Origin of the sequence: Consotaella salsifontis, from assembly GCF_900167365.1 — a bacterium.
Taxonomy (GTDB): Bacteria; Pseudomonadota; Alphaproteobacteria; order Rhizobiales; family Rhizobiaceae; genus Consotaella; species Consotaella salsifontis.
Genome location: NZ_FUXL01000006.1, coordinates 119,463 through 134,465, shown reverse-complemented (window position 1 = coordinate 134,465; position 15,003 = coordinate 119,463). Strand labels below are relative to the sequence as shown.

12 protein-coding genes are annotated in these 15,003 nt (G+C 64.9%); 8 read left to right on the top strand and 4 right to left on the bottom strand.

Annotated features, from left to right (window positions below; all coding sequences use genetic code 11):
- Nucleotides 1-111 precede the first annotated feature (111 nt).
- Together B5D38_RS10515 and hisN are read left to right on the top strand one after the other, a co-directional pair.
- Nucleotides 112-1,014: an N-formylglutamate amidohydrolase gene (locus tag B5D38_RS10515; protein WP_116002655.1), complete on the top strand. Its 903-nt coding sequence runs from the start codon at nucleotides 112-114 to the stop codon at nucleotides 1,012-1,014.
- Between the two features lie 62 nt (nucleotides 1,015-1,076).
- Nucleotides 1,077-1,850 (top strand): histidinol-phosphatase, encoded by a 774-nt coding sequence (hisN, locus tag B5D38_RS10510; protein ID WP_078708379.1) that lies wholly within the window; start codon nucleotides 1,077-1,079, stop codon nucleotides 1,848-1,850.
- 27 nt (nucleotides 1,851-1,877) lie between these two features.
- Here the strand turns inward: hisN and B5D38_RS10505 are convergent, their stop codons facing one another.
- Nucleotides 1,878-3,386 (bottom strand): alpha/beta fold hydrolase, encoded by a 1,509-nt coding sequence (locus tag B5D38_RS10505; RefSeq protein WP_078708378.1) that lies wholly within the window; start codon nucleotides 3,384-3,386, stop codon nucleotides 1,878-1,880.
- A 533-nt stretch (nucleotides 3,387-3,919) separates the two neighbouring features.
- Between B5D38_RS10505 and B5D38_RS10500 the strand changes: the two genes are divergently transcribed.
- Entirely contained in the window at nucleotides 3,920-4,390 is a 471-nt protein-coding gene (locus tag B5D38_RS10500; RefSeq protein WP_078708377.1) for an Hsp20 family protein, read from the top strand.
- Between the two features lie 86 nt (nucleotides 4,391-4,476).
- Here the strand turns inward: B5D38_RS10500 and B5D38_RS10495 are convergent, their stop codons facing one another.
- Nucleotides 4,477-4,812 (bottom strand): GIY-YIG nuclease family protein, encoded by a 336-nt coding sequence (locus B5D38_RS10495; RefSeq protein WP_078708498.1) that lies wholly within the window; start codon nucleotides 4,810-4,812, stop codon nucleotides 4,477-4,479.
- Nucleotides 4,813-4,916: 104 nt separating this feature from the next.
- Here B5D38_RS10495 and B5D38_RS10490 point away from each other — a divergent pair, with 104 nt between their 5' ends.
- Entirely contained in the window at nucleotides 4,917-5,555 is a 639-nt protein-coding gene (locus B5D38_RS10490) for a DUF2239 family protein (protein WP_078708376.1), read from the top strand.
- A 103-nt stretch (nucleotides 5,556-5,658) separates the two neighbouring features.
- On the top strand, nucleotides 5,659-6,477 hold the full coding sequence (locus B5D38_RS10485) for an alpha/beta fold hydrolase (RefSeq protein WP_078708375.1): 819 nt from the start codon (nucleotides 5,659-5,661) through the stop codon (nucleotides 6,475-6,477).
- 65 nt (nucleotides 6,478-6,542) lie between these two features.
- Here the strand turns inward: B5D38_RS10485 and B5D38_RS10480 are convergent, their stop codons facing one another.
- On the bottom strand, nucleotides 6,543-7,301 hold the full coding sequence (locus tag B5D38_RS10480) for an NAD(P)-binding domain-containing protein (RefSeq protein WP_165690832.1): 759 nt from the start codon (nucleotides 7,299-7,301) through the stop codon (nucleotides 6,543-6,545).
- A gap of 112 nt (nucleotides 7,302-7,413) precedes the next feature.
- Between B5D38_RS10480 and B5D38_RS10475 the strand changes: the two genes are divergently transcribed.
- Nucleotides 7,414-8,253, top strand: a complete 840-nt coding sequence (locus B5D38_RS10475; RefSeq protein WP_078708497.1) for an AraC family transcriptional regulator — start codon at nucleotides 7,414-7,416, stop codon at nucleotides 8,251-8,253.
- Nucleotides 8,254-8,291: 38 nt separating this feature from the next.
- Entirely contained in the window at nucleotides 8,292-8,699 is a 408-nt protein-coding gene (locus B5D38_RS10470) for a DUF2000 family protein (RefSeq protein WP_078708373.1), read from the top strand.
- 7 nt (nucleotides 8,700-8,706) lie between these two features.
- On the opposite strand, the gene B5D38_RS10465 is transcribed toward B5D38_RS10470, so the two are convergent.
- Entirely contained in the window at nucleotides 8,707-9,756 is a 1,050-nt protein-coding gene (locus B5D38_RS10465) for a threonine aldolase family protein (RefSeq protein WP_078708372.1), read from the bottom strand.
- 440 nt (nucleotides 9,757-10,196) lie between these two features.
- Here B5D38_RS10465 and gltB point away from each other — a divergent pair, with 440 nt between their 5' ends.
- Nucleotides 10,197-14,915, top strand: coding sequence for a glutamate synthase large subunit (gltB, locus tag B5D38_RS10460; protein ID WP_078708371.1), 4,719 nt, complete (start codon nucleotides 10,197-10,199; stop codon nucleotides 14,913-14,915).
- Nucleotides 14,916-15,003 lie beyond the last annotated feature (88 nt).

The following is a 15,003-nucleotide window of genomic DNA, read 5'->3' as shown; positions in this document are numbered from 1 at the left end:
CGAGCCGACAGTCTATCGTCATCGCATAAGCCACGTAAATATTCCGCAACGGATTTGATGCCAGCGTAGAATGAACATGTGGGGAAGAGAGGCTCAGGTAAGGGGTAGGATGTGACGAGGAATGTGCCTCAGTTAGAGACGATCGCGGGTCCGTGCCCTGCATTCGAGGTGCTGAGGCCCTCTCGCCAGACGGTTCCGTTGGTGTTTTGCTCGCCGCACAGCGGGCGGGCCTATCCGGCCGATTTCCTTGTTGCCACGCGGCTTTCGCCGCAAGCGGTACGCCGGTCGGAAGACCTTTTCGTCGACGAGCTCTTTGATTTCGTCCCGTCGCTGGGTGCCCCGCTCCTGGTCGCCCGGTTTCCGCGGGCTTATCTCGACGCGAATCGCGAGCCGTACGAACTTGATCCCAAGATGTTCGCCGGGGCGCTCCCTTCCCATGTCAATTCCGGCTCGCTGCGCGTCGCCGGCGGGCTCGGAACCATTCCCAAGATCGTCGCTGAGCGGGAGCAGATATATGGCCACAAGCTCGATGTCGAAGAGGCGATGGATCGCATCGAGCGGCTGCACCTGCCTTTTCATGCAACGCTGTCGGAACTCCTAGACGAAACGCTCGAGGTGTTTTCCACAGCGGTGCTGATCGATTGCCATTCCATGCCGTCTTCGGCGCGCAATGTCCAAGGGGGACGTTCGCCGGACATGGTGATTGGCGATCGGCACGGCACCAGCGCGTCGAGCTGCATCGTCTCCGTTCTCGTGTCGGCCTTGTCGGCGCAAGGGTATGACGTGGTGCGCAACAAGCCCTACGCCGGCGGCTACATCACTGAGCGTTACGGCCGGCCGGCCAAGGGTGTTCACGCGATCCAGATCGAGATCAACCGAGCGCTCTACGCCGACGAGGCCCAGCTTCTGCCGCATCTCGGCTTTTCGCGGGTTCGGGCCGACTTGGCTGCCGTGTTCGAATTTCTCGCCTTGCGCCTTTCTGGCGAGGCGAGCTTGCCTGCGGCGGCCGAATAGGCGACACCACGCGCGAGCGCCGGCCACCAAAAGGGGCTCGGCGAAACGCGTAAGGTCACGTCATGAAGCCTGATGCAGAATTCCTGTTTCGTCTTGCCGATGCCGCCGCGCACGAAAGCCTGCCGCTTTTTCGTGTGCCACTGGAGGTCGACGACAAGGGTGCGGCCGCCTTCGACCCGGTGACGGAGGCGGATCGCCGGGCCGAAAAGGCGATGCGCGACCTGATCGCGGCAGAGTTTCCGGAGCATGCGGTCCTTGGCGAAGAGTACGGAGCGAGCGGCGAAGGTGGCTCCTGCTGGGTGCTGGACCCGATCGACGGAACACGCGCCTTCATCTCCGGCATTCCCGTTTGGGGAACCCTGATCGGCTATATGGAAGATGGGCGCGCCACCATGGGCCTGATGGACCAGCCCTACACCGGGGAGCGCTTCTGGGCGGCAGACGGGGCCGCCTGGCTCGATGGGCCGCGCGGCCCATCGCCGCTCAAGGTTCGCGACACCCAGGCACTCTCTCAGGCCAACCTCTTCACGACGACGCCGCGGCTGTTCAAGGGCTCCGCGCTGGATCGCTTCCTCGCTCTGGAGGGGGCGGTTCGCCAGACGCGGTTCGGAACGGATTGCTACGCTTTCGCCATGCTCGCCGCCGGCTTCGTCGACCTCGTGGTGGAGCCGGGGCTCCAACCCTACGATATCGTCGCCCTGGTTCCGATCATCGAGGCGGCGGGCGGCGTCATCACCACCTTCTCGGGCGGTCGTCCCGAAGCGGGCGGCGACGTGATCGCGGCGGCAACGCCGGCTCTCCACGAGGCCGCGATGGCGCTTCTCGCGTCTGACTGATCCGCCTCCGGTCGGATTCGCCGAAGATCAATCCGCGAACGCTTCCTGCCGTTCGCGCTCGCCTTCATCAAAGGGCGGTTCGTCCGCTTCATCGAACGGCGCGCTATCGTCCTCATCGGGCGACGGCGCGATTCCTTCAGCGAAGGCCTCGAAAGCCGCCAGAAGCGGTTCGCGGTGACGGTCCGCCTCCTGCATCAACTCATGACGCGCGCCCGGCAGCAAAAGGAAATGCCCGCAGCGCATTCTCCACGCCAAGCGCTCGGCGGCGGCCGAACTCGCCGTCGTGTCGGCTCCGGCCGCGACGATCAGCGTCGGGATGCGCATTGCGGCGATGACGTCCGAGCGCTTCAGGCGCCGCATCCCGGCGAGAATCGCCCGAACCCAGGATGCGCTGGGACTGTCGAGGAAAAGCGACGGCGCGCCCTCGCGCAGCGCGCGGTTGCGCTGGAAGCGCCTGACGTCATGGGTGAGGGGGTTCTGAAGCGCCGACCAGCGCCGTTCCTGCCCCGCCCGGTGACGAACGGGCAGCCTTCCCATACCGGTGAAGTGCATGAGCGAGGCCAGCGCGCTGCGCAGCCGCGGGCCCATCCGGCCGCGAGGCAGGTCGATCAAGGGCGCTGCCAGCACCATGCGGTCGATGCGGTTGAGGAGGTTGCCTGCGCCGGTCAGCGCGATCAGGCCGCCCATCGAATGGGCGAGGATGACATGAGGCGGTCGGCAGTCGGGCAGGACGACCGCCTGGAGAAAGGCCTCCAGGTCGCGGAGATAGTATTTGAGGTGGGAGACGTGTCCGCGCCTGGTATTGCGGAGCAGGCGGTCGGAGCCACCCTGGCCGCGCCAGTCAAACGTCGCGACCATGAAGCCGCGCGCCGCAAGATCGCCGATCGTCTCGAAGTATTTCTCGACCGCCTCGTTCCGCCCCTGGAGGAGCAGGACGGTTCCGCGCGTGCGGGGCAGGGCGCTTGGACAGACGGCATAGCGCAGGTGGATGCCGTCGCCGGTTGTGAGCCATCCGCCCTTCAGTCCGGCGGGCGCGGGGTTCTCCTCTGTCTCAAAGAACCGAACCTCTTCCTCCCGGCTCGCGGAAGAATCGTCTTCGGGAGCGGTCTCGTCCGCCAGAGGCGCGCCTTCCTCTTGCGCTACCGGCTCCATGGGTTCCGCGAGACCGAAAACGCTGTCCGACTCCTGTTCTCCCCGGCTTTGCTCTTCGCGCTCGGGCTGCTGTTCGGCGCCATCGGCGGGCGCATTCAGAATGTCGGCGTCGCGCTCATTTTCCGCCTTTTCCGAGACTTCTTCCGAATCAGGCGCGTCGGCCGGCTCCTCAGCAGAGTTCCGCCCGGCTCTCAACGGGGGCGCCGAGGCTTGGCCGAGGTCGTCGACCGCAATGTCGCTCCGCGCCTCGGCCCCGGGGCCAAGCAAACCCTGATCTTTTTCATGCTCGGCGGAGGCTTCAGTTGTGGGAACCTGAACGCGCGCCTCTTCGGCATCGGGTTCGGGTGTTTGCGGCGCGGGTGGCCTTTGGGAGGTGTCGGTCATGGGCGCAGCCGTGGCATCGAAGCTCTCATTCTTCTCTTCTAGGCCGTAACGGCCAAGTTGAGAATGCACCCTCTGGGCTTGACAGAACTTAAGGGCGGTCCGCACGCCTCCAACAAAAAAGGGCCGAGAACACCGGAGTGTTCTCGGCCCGACAGCCACAGCGGAAGGGACGGGACGCTGCGACCGTTTGCTGGTGTCCAGACTGCCGAGCAGCCCGAATGCTCTGCCTTACCCTCGAGCCGTCCTGGGTCCTTTGATGCCGGCGCGGTGTGGCAGGAGATGACGCAAACATAACTCGGCCTGCCTGAACGATACCGGAAGGCCTCGTTCATCCAGCGTTCAGGAATGCCGGGAGTTTCAGCGACTTGTCGCCTTGCGCGATCATTGTTGGTCCGGGTCTTGAAGCCCGTCGAAGCCCTCACCATCTCATCGACGTGGCCGCCAACCGGGGCCACTGGCGGGTCGGGTTCGCCTCAGTGGGAGCCATCGCCCAGCCAAAACGCACTGTCATGTTGCTTCCCAGGAGGACGATTATGCGTCACGTTGATTTTGCTCCCCTCTATCGCTCGACCGTCGGCTTCGACCGCCTTTTCTCGATGCTCGACAGTCTCGGGCAGCCGGAGAGCGCAAGCCCCAGCTATCCCCCGTACAACATCGAGCGCACCGGCGAGAACGCCTACCGCATCACCATGGCGGTGGCCGGCTTCGGCGAGAACGACCTTTCGCTTGAATCGCGCGAGAACGTGCTGACCGTGAAGGGCGAGAAGAAGGATGAGAAGGAAGAGGGCGAGCGCGACATTCTCTATCGCGGTATCGCCGGACGCGCCTTCGAGCGCCGCTTCCAGCTTGCCGAGTATGTCGAGGTGAAGGGCGCGAGCCTCAAGAACGGCCTGCTCCACATCGATCTCGTCCGCGTCATCCCCGAGGCGATGAAGCCGCGCAAGATCGAGATCGCCTCGGTTGGCAACGGCAATTCAAAGCAGATCGAGGCGAACGCCGCCTGATCGCGGCAGGCGAATGAGTGTTTATGGCGGCGCCTTTGGGCGCCGCTTGTCGTTTCAGGGTGCTGTCTTTCGTGACCACCGGTCGCTCAGAAGGCGGATGCACTCAATGAAGCGCGCCAGAAGGCAAGACGCTCCTTGGCAACGCTTTCGCGCAGATACGGATCGCTCTCTTCTTCGAGATGCTCCACGATCTCGATCGCGAAGGCCTTGCGACCGTGCTGCTGCCAGGAGGCCTGAAGAGTGCGGTTGATCGAGGCGCCTCGCTCCAGCGTGAACCACAGCCGGTTTTCGATCTTCGAGACGTCCGGCGCGCGACCGACCCAGATCTGGCCGTCGGCGCTGCATCTCAAGGCAAAGATGCCGGAAGCGACCTTTCGCTTCTTGTATTCGGCGACTGCCGCCTTCCTCTCTTCGCTTTTCAAGGTTGCCTCCTGATCGAGCTGGCGCAATGCGATGGATGCGGCTAATTATACCCGGGTAAAATGATTCCGGCAATTAATGCCCGGGTAAAAATGTGGAGAAGAGGATGACCGGTTCCCATCGCCGCCATGCCACGGCCTTCGCGGGAACAAGGAAAATCGCGGAAGGGTCTCTGGCGGCCGTCACGGAGGCCGTGCGCGAGGCGCTCGCCGGCCCCGACGCCGTTCTTGTCTTCGATGACGAGACAGGCGCGGTCGTCGATCTTGATCCCGTGGAGCCGCAAGGGCCTGCCGAAGAGCGAGTGACGGGCGCGGGCGCGCCAGACGCATCCTCCGTGGCGGAGAGCCCAGGTGACCGAGCGTCGACGCGCGGCCGGGGGCGCCCCAGGCTTGGCGTCGTCCCTCGGGAGGTGACGCTGCTCCCCAGGCACTGGGAGTGGCTCGAGAAGCAACCGGGCGGCATCTCCGCTGCCCTGCGGCGGCTTGTCGATCAGGCGCGGCGCGGCGAGGGGGATCGCGGTGCTGTAAGAGATGCGCAGGCGGCGTCCTACCATTTCATGTCGGCCATGGCCGGCGATCTTCCGGGTTTCGAGGAAGCCGTCCGCGCATTGTTCGCGCGCGAGCCGGCGAAGCTTGCAGACAAGGTCTCGACATGGCCGAAGGATATCGCGGCCTATTCTCTCCGCCTCGCCGGGCCGGCGCTGAATGGCGCGGATGAAGGGCAGGAGCGTACGGCGGTAGACTGACCAACTTCGTCAACTATCCGGGCGCGGGAGTCTGGCGCCGCATCGCCTTGCGGAACAGGTGGGTTCATCGGCGGTTTCGGTTTCTCAAACAGGGAGAATCGAAATGCCCATGATCAAGGCGGCCGATGATGTCGCTCTTCACGTCAAGGATTCCGGTCGCGGCAAGCCGGTGGTGCTGGTCCATGGTTGGCCGCTGCCCGGCGACATGTTCGAATACCAGACGCTCGCGCTTCTCGAAGCCGGCTATCGCGTCATCACCTATGACCGGCGCGGCTTCGGACAGTCAGGCCATCCCGCCAGCGGATATGACTACGACACCTTCGCGGACGATCTCGCCGCGGTGCTCGATGGCTGCGATGTCCGTAATGCGACGCTCGTCGGCTTTTCCATGGGCGGCGGCGAAGTGGCCCGCTACCTGTCGCGCCACGGTGCGGATCGCGTCGCCAAAGCGGTGCTGATCAGCTCCGTCGTGCCTTACATGCTGAAGGATGCGACGAACCCCGACGGCGTCGACGGCAGCGTGTTCGAGGACATGAAGGATGAGATCCGCAAGGACCGGTTCGACTTCCTCGGGACCTTCGCGAAACAGTTCTACGGCGTCGGCTTGGTATCCAGCCCGGTGAGCGAGAAGCTGTTGGACTGGTCGTTCATCCTCGCCATCATGGCGAGCCCGCTCGCCACCATCCGCTGTGTCGATGCCTTCGCCAAGACCGACTTCCGCCCCGATCTTTCCGCCTTCACCGTGCCGACCTTGATCATTCACGGCACGGCCGACAAGACGGTCCCGATCGCTGTCGCGGGGCGGGCCGCGAAGGCGGGCATGCCGAACGCCACGCTGCTCGAATATGACGGCGAGCCGCACGGGCTCTTCGCGACGGCGCCTCAGCGGCTGAACGAGGATCTGATCCGCTTCATCGCCTGATACGATTGGCGTTTCTCTTCGCGGCGGCTGGCCCTTTAGGCGGGCCGGACCGCCGCTTCGCGCATCTACCGGGCCCGTTCGGCTGTCTTTTCCAGCGCCTCGTGGACCGTCTCGAAGACACCCGCCTCGTCGAGGAGGCGAGCGAAGCACTCGTTCAACCCGCCCGGCGTCGCATGATCGGCGGCAAGATGGGAAAAATCGACCTCCGGGCTTTCCAGATCCGGAGCGAGGCCCGCGAAGACCGTTGCCACAAGCCTTGTGGCCTGGGGACCGGGAATGCCCCGCTCCACCAGCCATCGCGCGATGGCGTCGAGATAGCGCATATGGGCGGATACCGTTGCGCTGGAGACGGAAACGGCCTCAAGCGCGCTCTCGCGGTCGAGAGGGACGACCCCACCCAACGGGGAAAACAGAGCTGTTGCGGCTTCTGTTGCCGGGTAGATGGGGGTGGTTCCCTCGCATCTTGCGACGGCCGGGAGCGGAATGGCGCGCGCGATGTCGCGCGCGGGCGCCACGAGAGGGGCGAGCTTTGCCAGCGATACCCCCGCCATGACGCTGACGACGGTTTGATCTTCGGTGAAAACGAGTTGATCCAGCACCGACGCCACGTCGGCGGGTCGCAGCGCCAGGATGACGACCTTGGCGCCCTCGATGGCGGCCTGATTGTCGCTCGCCACCTCGACCGAGGGAAAACGCTCGGCGAGCATGGCGGCGCGCTCGGCGTTGCGGGGCGACAGCCGAACCGTCGGCGCATTGGGCCCCTTGCATAGGCCGGTGACAATCGCCGAAGCGATGGAGCCGACGCCGACGATCCCATAATCCATCGTGATTCCTCCATAAGGTCTTGCCGCAAGCGGAGTAACGCGAAGCCGGACCTGAGGCCAGGGTTCAACGTGGGCGCTGTCGCTGCGCCCGTGGCGTGGTAGATGAAGCAGAATGACCTCACGAGATCGAATCTGGTTCGCAAGAGACGAGGCAAGCGGCATCGAGGCCGTCCGCGCCCGGTTCTTCGGCCATGCCTATGACCTTCATCACCACGACGAATGGCTGGTCGGGGTCACCGATCACGGCGTTCAGAATTTCCACTGTCGCGGCCGACGTCAGCGCAGCACGCCTGAGCGGATCATTCTCATCGAGCCGGGAGAGATGCACGACGGCGATGCCGGGCCGGACGGCGGCTTTACCTACAGCATGCTTTATCTGCCGCAGGAGCTGGTGCGCCGTGAGGTTCGCCGAGGCGAGGCGCGCGAAGGAGGGTTTCGCGCCACCCTGTCCGACGATCCTTCTCTCGCAAGCGCCATCCGAAACGCCTGCATGACTCTGGCGGAGCCGGCGGAGAGGCTGACGCGGGATGCCGCCTTCGATGCCGTTCTTTCGCGGCTGCGGATGCATCTTGGTTTTGTCGACAAGCCGGAGGTGGATGACCTGAGCCCGCTTGTGGCGCGCCGCGCGAGGGACCGCCTGAGAGAGCTTTACGATGAGCCGGTTGGCGCGGACGAGCTCGCGCAGGCTGTCGGCGCCAGGGACCGCTTCCAGCTCGCGCGAGCCTTCAGGGCCGCCTATGGCACGTCTCCGCATCGTTACATGATGCAGGTCCGCCTCTCTAAGGCGCGCGACCTGTTGAAGCGTGGCGAGGCGCCGGCCGTTGTGGCCTCAACGTGTGGCTTCGCTGACCAAAGTCATTTCGGCCGCTGGTTCCGTCGCGCCTACGGCGTCACGCCCGCGGCCTATCGCGCCCGCACGGACGTTCCAGACGCGCTCTTCCGCCGCGGATAAGCCTGCCCCTTTCGGCAACTGCGAAAGGAGATGGCGACGTGTTTGATACGAAGGTGGCGATCCTGGTGCTCGGTGATCTGCTCATGTGGCAGAAGCTGAACGTGACGGCGTTTCTCGCCACCGGCATCGCCGGTGCGGCCCCCGATGCCATGGGCGAGGAGTACGAGGACGCGAGCGGCCGCCGCTATGTGCCGTTGCTCGGCCAGCCGATGATGATCTTCTCCGCCGACCGCGCGTTGCTCCTGCGGGCGCATCGCGTCGGCTATGAGCGCGGCTTGCAGCACGCGGCTTACGTGCGATCGATGTTTTCCACGGGGCACGACGCGGCGAACCGGAGCGCCTTCAAGGCCGAGCCAGCCGAAGAACCGGATCTTGTCGGTATCGCGCTTCGCGGGCCGCAGAAGGACGTCGACAAGGCCATCAAGGGCGCAAAACTGCACCCCTGAGGACTGTTCAGCGAAGCAGTTCGCAGAACCGGTCGACATCCGCCTCGGCGGTGGACCAGCTGGTCACGAGGCGGACGAGCTGTTCATCGTCGCCCAGCAGCGAGCCGCCGGTGTGAGGCGGGTTCCACTCGTAAAAGACGGCGCCCGCCGCACGCAGGCGATCGGCGGTGGCGTCCTCGATAATGGCGAAGATCTCGTTGGTCGTGGTCTTCCAGGCGGCGCGCGCATGCGGACTGGCCTCGATCGCGGTGCGCATGCGTTCTGCCATCGCGTTGGCATGGCCGGCGAGCTTCAGCCACAGGCCATCGGCGAAATAGGCGTCGAACTGGGCGGCAACGAAGCGCGTCTTGGAAAAGAGCTGGGCGCCGCGCTTGCGGATGTAGGGAAACTGCTTGGCCTTCTCCGGGTCGAAGAAGACAACGGCCTCGGCGCACCAGCAGCCATTCTTCGTGGCGCCAAAGCTCATCACGTCGACGCCGCGCTTCCACGTCATGTCCGCCGGCGTGAGGCCCGTGGCGACGAGCGCATTGGCAAAGCGCGCGCCGTCCATGTGGACCGAGAGCTTGCGGCGATGGGCGAGGGCGCAGATCGCATCGATCTCATCGGTCGAGTAGATCGTGCCCGTTTCCGTCGGCTGGCTGATGGAGATGGCCATCGGCTGACCGGCGTGGATAAAGTCCGGCTTGAAGCGCTCAAGCTCGCGCTCAAGGCTCTTTGCGTTGATTCGGCCCGAGTCTCCCTCGACTGCGGCAAGCCGGGCGCCATGCGTGAAGAACTCGGGCGCTCCGCACTCGTCCTCGATGATATGCGCCTCACGATGGCACAGAACGACGCCGCCCGGCCGGTTCATCGCGGCCAGGGCGAGCGAGTTGGCGGCCGTGCCGGTGCCGACGAAAAAGACGAAGACTTCGCGCTCGAAGATCTCGTTGAAGCGCCGTTCGATCGCCTTGTCGAGGTCGCTGCCGCCATAGGCGGTCGCCATCCCGCCGGAATAGCGGGCGAGAGATTCGTTGACGGCGGGGTGCGCGCCGGAGAAATTGTCGGAAGCGAAGATCATCGCGGCCAGCTACACCTCGCCGCAGGCTGCGGCAAGCGGATTTCGCTCCGAACTGGCCACGAAGCCTTCAAATGCGGTCCGACGCAGCGGTTTGGGTCCGGTTTATATGGCGCGAGCGTGCCGAGCCGAGCGCGTTTGCCGATGGCGGGAGGCCCTTGCCGTCAGGGTCTTCATCTGTCATACGTGCGAGAGATAGGACAGGAGTGCTGTCTTATCTGGGCGAAGGGCAGAGCGGTTCGACGGAAGTCGCGTTGACTTCCGGCGGGATTCTATGCCCCATCGGCGGCCTTATCGCCGGACCGAACGCACAACATGACAGTCGAACGGCGATGCGCCGCGACGAGCCTTTCGTAAAAGGACCCGCCGCGTCGCTTTTTGTGCCGAAAAATCCAACGCCGCTTCCGAAGGTGACGAAGCGGACCTGATGGGGAGACGAAGCGATGACCGAGCTGACGCCATCCGCCTTTGCGGCTTTGAACCGCAGCGACGTGAATGATGCGACGGCGAAAGCCACGATTCGAACGACCCCGGAGCCCGGCGGTCTCTACAGCGCCGCGCACGAACATGATGCGTGCGGCGTCGGCTTCATCGCCAATATGCGCAACGAGAAGTCGCACGAGATTATCGCCAAGGGCCTGACCATCCTGGAAAATCTCACCCATCGCGGGGCCGTCGGGGCCGATCCGCTCATGGGTGATGGCGCGGGGATGCTCGTCCAGATTCCGCACCGCTTCTTCTCCGAGGAGATGGCGGCCCAGGGTGTGACCCTGCCCGAACCCGGCCATTACGGTGTCGGCTTCGTCTTCATGCCACAGGATGCCGAGCAGCGGCGCCACCTCGAGGCGATCTTCGACGCCGCCGTGGCGGAGGAGGGACAGTCCGTTCTCGGCTGGCGCACCGTTCCGGTTTCAAACGATTCGCTGTCCAAGGCGCCTGAGATCGTCGCGACAGAGCCGGTGTGCCGGCAGGTCTTCATCGGCCGTTCGCCCTCGATCACCAGCCAGGACGAGTTCGAACGTCGGCTCTTCATCTTGCGCAAGGTTGTCTCCAACCGCGTCTATGGCGAGTCGGGCGGGCGTGAGATCGGCTTCTATCCGGTCTCCGTGTCCTCCCGCACCGTGGTCTACAAGGGCATGTTCCTGGCTTATCAGCTGGGCGCCTATTACAAGGACCTCTCGGACCCGCGCTTCGAGAGCGCGCTGGCGCTCGTCCACCAGCGCTTCTCCACCAATACATTCCCCTCGTGGAAGCTCGCGCACCCCTACCGCATGATCGCCCATAACGGCGAGATCAACACGCTGCGCGGCAACGTCAACTGGATGGCCGCGCGGCAGGCTTCTGTGGACTCGGAGCTGTTCGGCAACGACATCTCCAAGCTCTGGCCGATCTCCTATGAGGGCCAGTCGGACACGGCGTGCTTCGACAATGCGCTCGAGTTCCTGGTGCAGGGCGGCTATTCGCTGGCCCATGCCATGATGATGCTGATCCCCGAGGCCTGGGCGGGCAACAAGCAGATGTCCAAGGCGGCGCGGGCCTTCTACGAGTATCACGCGGCGCTCATGGAGCCGTGGGACGGTCCGGCGGCTGTCGCCTTCACCGACGGGCGCCAGATCGGCGCCACGCTCGACCGCAACGGGCTTCGCCCGGCGCGATATGTCGTCACAGACGATGGCTTCGTCGTCATGGCGTCGGAGGCGGGAACGCTGGACATCCCCGAGGAGCGGATCGTCAAGAAGTGGCGGCTCCAGCCCGGCCGTATGCTTTTGATCGATCTCGAAAAGGGCAGGATCGTCTCAGACGAGGAGATCAAGGAGGAGATGGCGAGCGCCAACCCCTATGGGGAGTGGCTGCGGAACAGCCAGCTCATCCTGGAAGACCTGAAGCCGGTGGCGCCGCGCGCCATGCGCTCGGATGTCGAGTTGCTCGATCGCCAGCAGACCTTCGGCTATTCCATCGAAGACACCAAGATGCTTATGGCGCCCATGGCCACGACCGGCCAGGAGGCGATCGGCTCCATGGGCACCGACACGCCGATCTCGGCCATGTCGGAAAAGGCGAAGCTGCTCTACACCTACTTCAAGCAGAACTTCGCCCAGGTGACGAACCCGCCGATCGACCCGATCCGCGAAGAGCTGGTGATGAGCCTCGTCTCCTTCATCGGGCCGCGTCCGAACATCTTCGACCTGGAAGGCACCTCGCGGCGCAAGCGCCTGGAAGTGCGCCAGCCGATCCTGACCAACGGCGACCTCGAAAAGATCCGCTCGATCGGCCACACCGAGGACCGATTCGACACCAAGACGCTCGACATCACCTATGCGGTTGAGGCGGGCGCGGCCGGCATGGCCGGCGCGGTGGAGCGGCTCTGCGAGCGTGCCGAGGCGGCCGTCGTCGGCGGCTACAACATCATCATCCTGTCGGACCGGCAGGTGGGGCCGGATCGCATCCCGATCCCGGCGCTGCTCGCCTGCGCGGCCGTGCATCATCATCTGATCCGCAAGGGCCTGAGGACGGCGGTTGGCTTGGTGGTGGAATCCGGCGAGCCGCGCGAGGTGCATCACTTCGCCTGTCTCGCAGGTTTCGGCGCCGAGGCGATCAACCCCTACCTCGCCTTCGACACGCTGATCGACATGCATCGCAATGGCCAGTTTCCGCCCGAGGTGGACGCGAACGAGGTCGTCACGCGCTACATCAAGTCGATCGGCAAGGGGCTGCTCAAGGTCATGTCCAAGATGGGCATTTCGACCTACCAGTCCTATTGCGGGGCGCAGATATTCGACGCCGTGGGCCTCAGGTCCGATTTCGTCGAGCGCTTCTTCTTCGGCACCGCGACGACCATTGAGGGCGTGGGGCTGGAGGAGATCGCCCACGAGACGGCGATGCGCCACATGCTCGCCTTCTCCGACGATCCGGTGCTGGCTCGCTCGCTCGACGTGGGCGGCGAATATGCCTACCGCATGCGGGGCGAATCGCACATCTGGTCGCCGGACGCCGTGGCCACGCTCCAGCACGCCGTGCGCTCCGAATCCTGGGAGAAGTACCAGGACTACGCCAAGATGGTGAACGAGAACGCGACGTCGCGTTCGACCATCCGCGGGCTGTTCCGCATTCGGATGGCCGAGGAGATGGGTCGCCAGCCGGTTCCGCTGGAGGAGGTCGAGCCCGCGAGGGAGATCGTCAAGCGCTTCGCCACCGGAGCGATGAGCTTCGGGTCCATCAGCCGTGAGGCGCATACGACGCTCGCCGTTGCCATGAACCGCATCGGCGGCAAGTCCAACACGGGCGAGGGCGGCGAGGAGCCGGACCGTTTCGCGCCGCTGCGCGACGGTTCGTCCAACCCCGAGCGCTCGGCGATCAAGCAGGTGGCCAGCGGGCGGTTTGGCGTGACGACGGAATATCTCGTCAACGCCGACATGCTGCAGATCAAGGTGGCGCAGGGCGCCAAGCCGGGCGAGGGCGGACAGCTGCCCGGCCACAAGGTGGATGCGACCATTGCCAAGGTGCGGCACTCAACGCCGGGCGTGGCGCTCATCTCGCCGCCGCCGCATCACGACATCTACTCGATCGAGGATCTGGCGCAGCTCATCTTCGACTTGAAGAACGTGAACCCGGCCGCTGATATTTCAGTGAAACTCGTTTCCGAGGTCGGTGTCGGAACGGTCGCGGCGGGCGTTGCCAAGGCGCGAGCGGACCACATCATCGTGGCCGGTTTCGACGGTGGCACGGGCGCCTCGCCGCTCACCTCGATCAAGCACGCCGGCTCTCCCTGGGAGATGGGGCTTGCCGAGACGCAGCAGACGCTGGTCGCCAACGGTCTCAGAAGCCGCGTCTGCCTCCAGGTGGACGGCGGCCTTCGGACCGGGCGCGACGTCATCGTCGGCGCGTTGCTCGGCGCAGACGAATTCGGCTTCGCGACCGCACCGCTGATCGCCGCCGGCTGCATCATGATGAGGAAGTGTCATCTCAACACTTGTCCGGTCGGCGTCGCGACCCAGGACCCGGTGCTGCGCAAGCGCTTCAAGGGCCAGCCGGAGCACGTCATCAACTTCTTCTTCTATGTCGCCGAGGAAGTGCGCGAGATCATGGCGTCGATGGGCCTCCGGCGCTTCGACGAGCTGGTCGGTGCGAGCGATCATCTCGACAAGAAGGAAATGATCGATCACTGGAAGGCGCGCGGGCTGGACTTCTCCCGTGTGTTCTTCAAGCCTCGCGCGCCAACAGAAGCGCTGAAGTGGACGGAGCGCCAGCAGCATCCCATCGATACCGTGCTGGATAGAAAGCTCATTGCCGAGGCCGAGCCCGCTCTCACCGCGCGTCAGAGGGTCGAGATCGAGACGACGATCGGCAATGTTGATCGCTCAACGGGCGCCATGCTCTCGGGCGAGGTCGCCAAGCGCTTCGGTCATCGCGGCCTTGCGGACAACACCATCTCGGTGAGGCTGACGGGGACCGCCGGGCAATCCTTCGGCGCGTTCCTGGCCAAGGGCGTCACCTTCGATCTCGTCGGCGATGCCAACGACTATGTCGGCAAGGGCCTTTCCGGCGGCAAGCTGATCGTGCGGCCGCGCCCGAACACCCGCATCGTTCCCGAGGAGTCGATCATCATCGGCAACACGGTGCTCTATGGCGCGATCTCCGGCGAATGCTACTTCCGCGGCGTGGCGGGCGAGCGCTTCGCGGTGCGCAACTCCGGCGCCATTGCGGTGGTCGAGGGCGTTGGCGATCACGGCTGCGAGTACATGACGGGCGGTGTCGTCGTCATTCTCGGCAAGACCGGGCGCAACTTCGCCGCCGGCATGTCGGGCGGCATCGCCTATGTGCTCGACGAGGAGGGCAACTTCGCCGAGCGCTGCAACATGGCGATGGTCGAGCTGGAGCCGGTGCCCGAAGAGGACGACCTGCTCGAAAAGCTGCACCATCATGGCGGCGACCTCCAGCACAAGGGGCGCGTCGACGTGACGGCGTCGATGACCGGACACGACGAGGAGCGGCTCTACAAGCTCATCGCCAACCACGTCGACCACACCGACTCGGCTCGCGGCCGGATGATCCTCGACAATTGGGAGGTTTACCGGCCGAAATTCCTGAAGGTCATGCCGGTGGAATATCGGCGCGCTCTCATGGAGATGGAGCGTATGCGCGTGGGCGTTGCCGCCGAATAAGGGCGGCGGGCGCTTCTTTGTCGAGCGCAGCGGTTGCTGGGCGCCGGATTTCCAACCGGCGCCCAGGAGCGATCCGACCCAAGACGGT

Excerpts from the sequence above, each read along its gene's own strand:
- hisN (WP_078708379.1), top strand. The coding sequence starts at position 1,077 with ATGAAGCCTGATGCAGAATTCCTGTTTCGTCTTGCCGATGCCGCCGCG.
- B5D38_RS10505 (WP_078708378.1), bottom strand. The coding sequence starts at position 3,386 with ATGACCGACACCTCCCAAAGGCCACCCGCGCCGCAAACACCCGAACCC.
- B5D38_RS10500 (WP_078708377.1), top strand. The coding sequence starts at position 3,920 with ATGCGTCACGTTGATTTTGCTCCCCTCTATCGCTCGACCGTCGGCTTC.
- B5D38_RS10490 (WP_078708376.1), top strand. The coding sequence starts at position 4,917 with ATGACCGGTTCCCATCGCCGCCATGCCACGGCCTTCGCGGGAACAAGG.
- B5D38_RS10485 (WP_078708375.1), top strand. The coding sequence starts at position 5,659 with ATGCCCATGATCAAGGCGGCCGATGATGTCGCTCTTCACGTCAAGGAT.
- B5D38_RS10480 (WP_165690832.1), bottom strand. The coding sequence starts at position 7,301 with ATGGATTATGGGATCGTCGGCGTCGGCTCCATCGCTTCGGCGATTGTC.
- B5D38_RS10475 (WP_078708497.1), top strand. The coding sequence starts at position 7,414 with ATGACCTCACGAGATCGAATCTGGTTCGCAAGAGACGAGGCAAGCGGC.
- B5D38_RS10465 (WP_078708372.1), bottom strand. The coding sequence starts at position 9,756 with ATGATCTTCGCTTCCGACAATTTCTCCGGCGCGCACCCCGCCGTCAAC.
- gltB (WP_078708371.1), top strand. The coding sequence starts at position 10,197 with ATGACCGAGCTGACGCCATCCGCCTTTGCGGCTTTGAACCGCAGCGAC.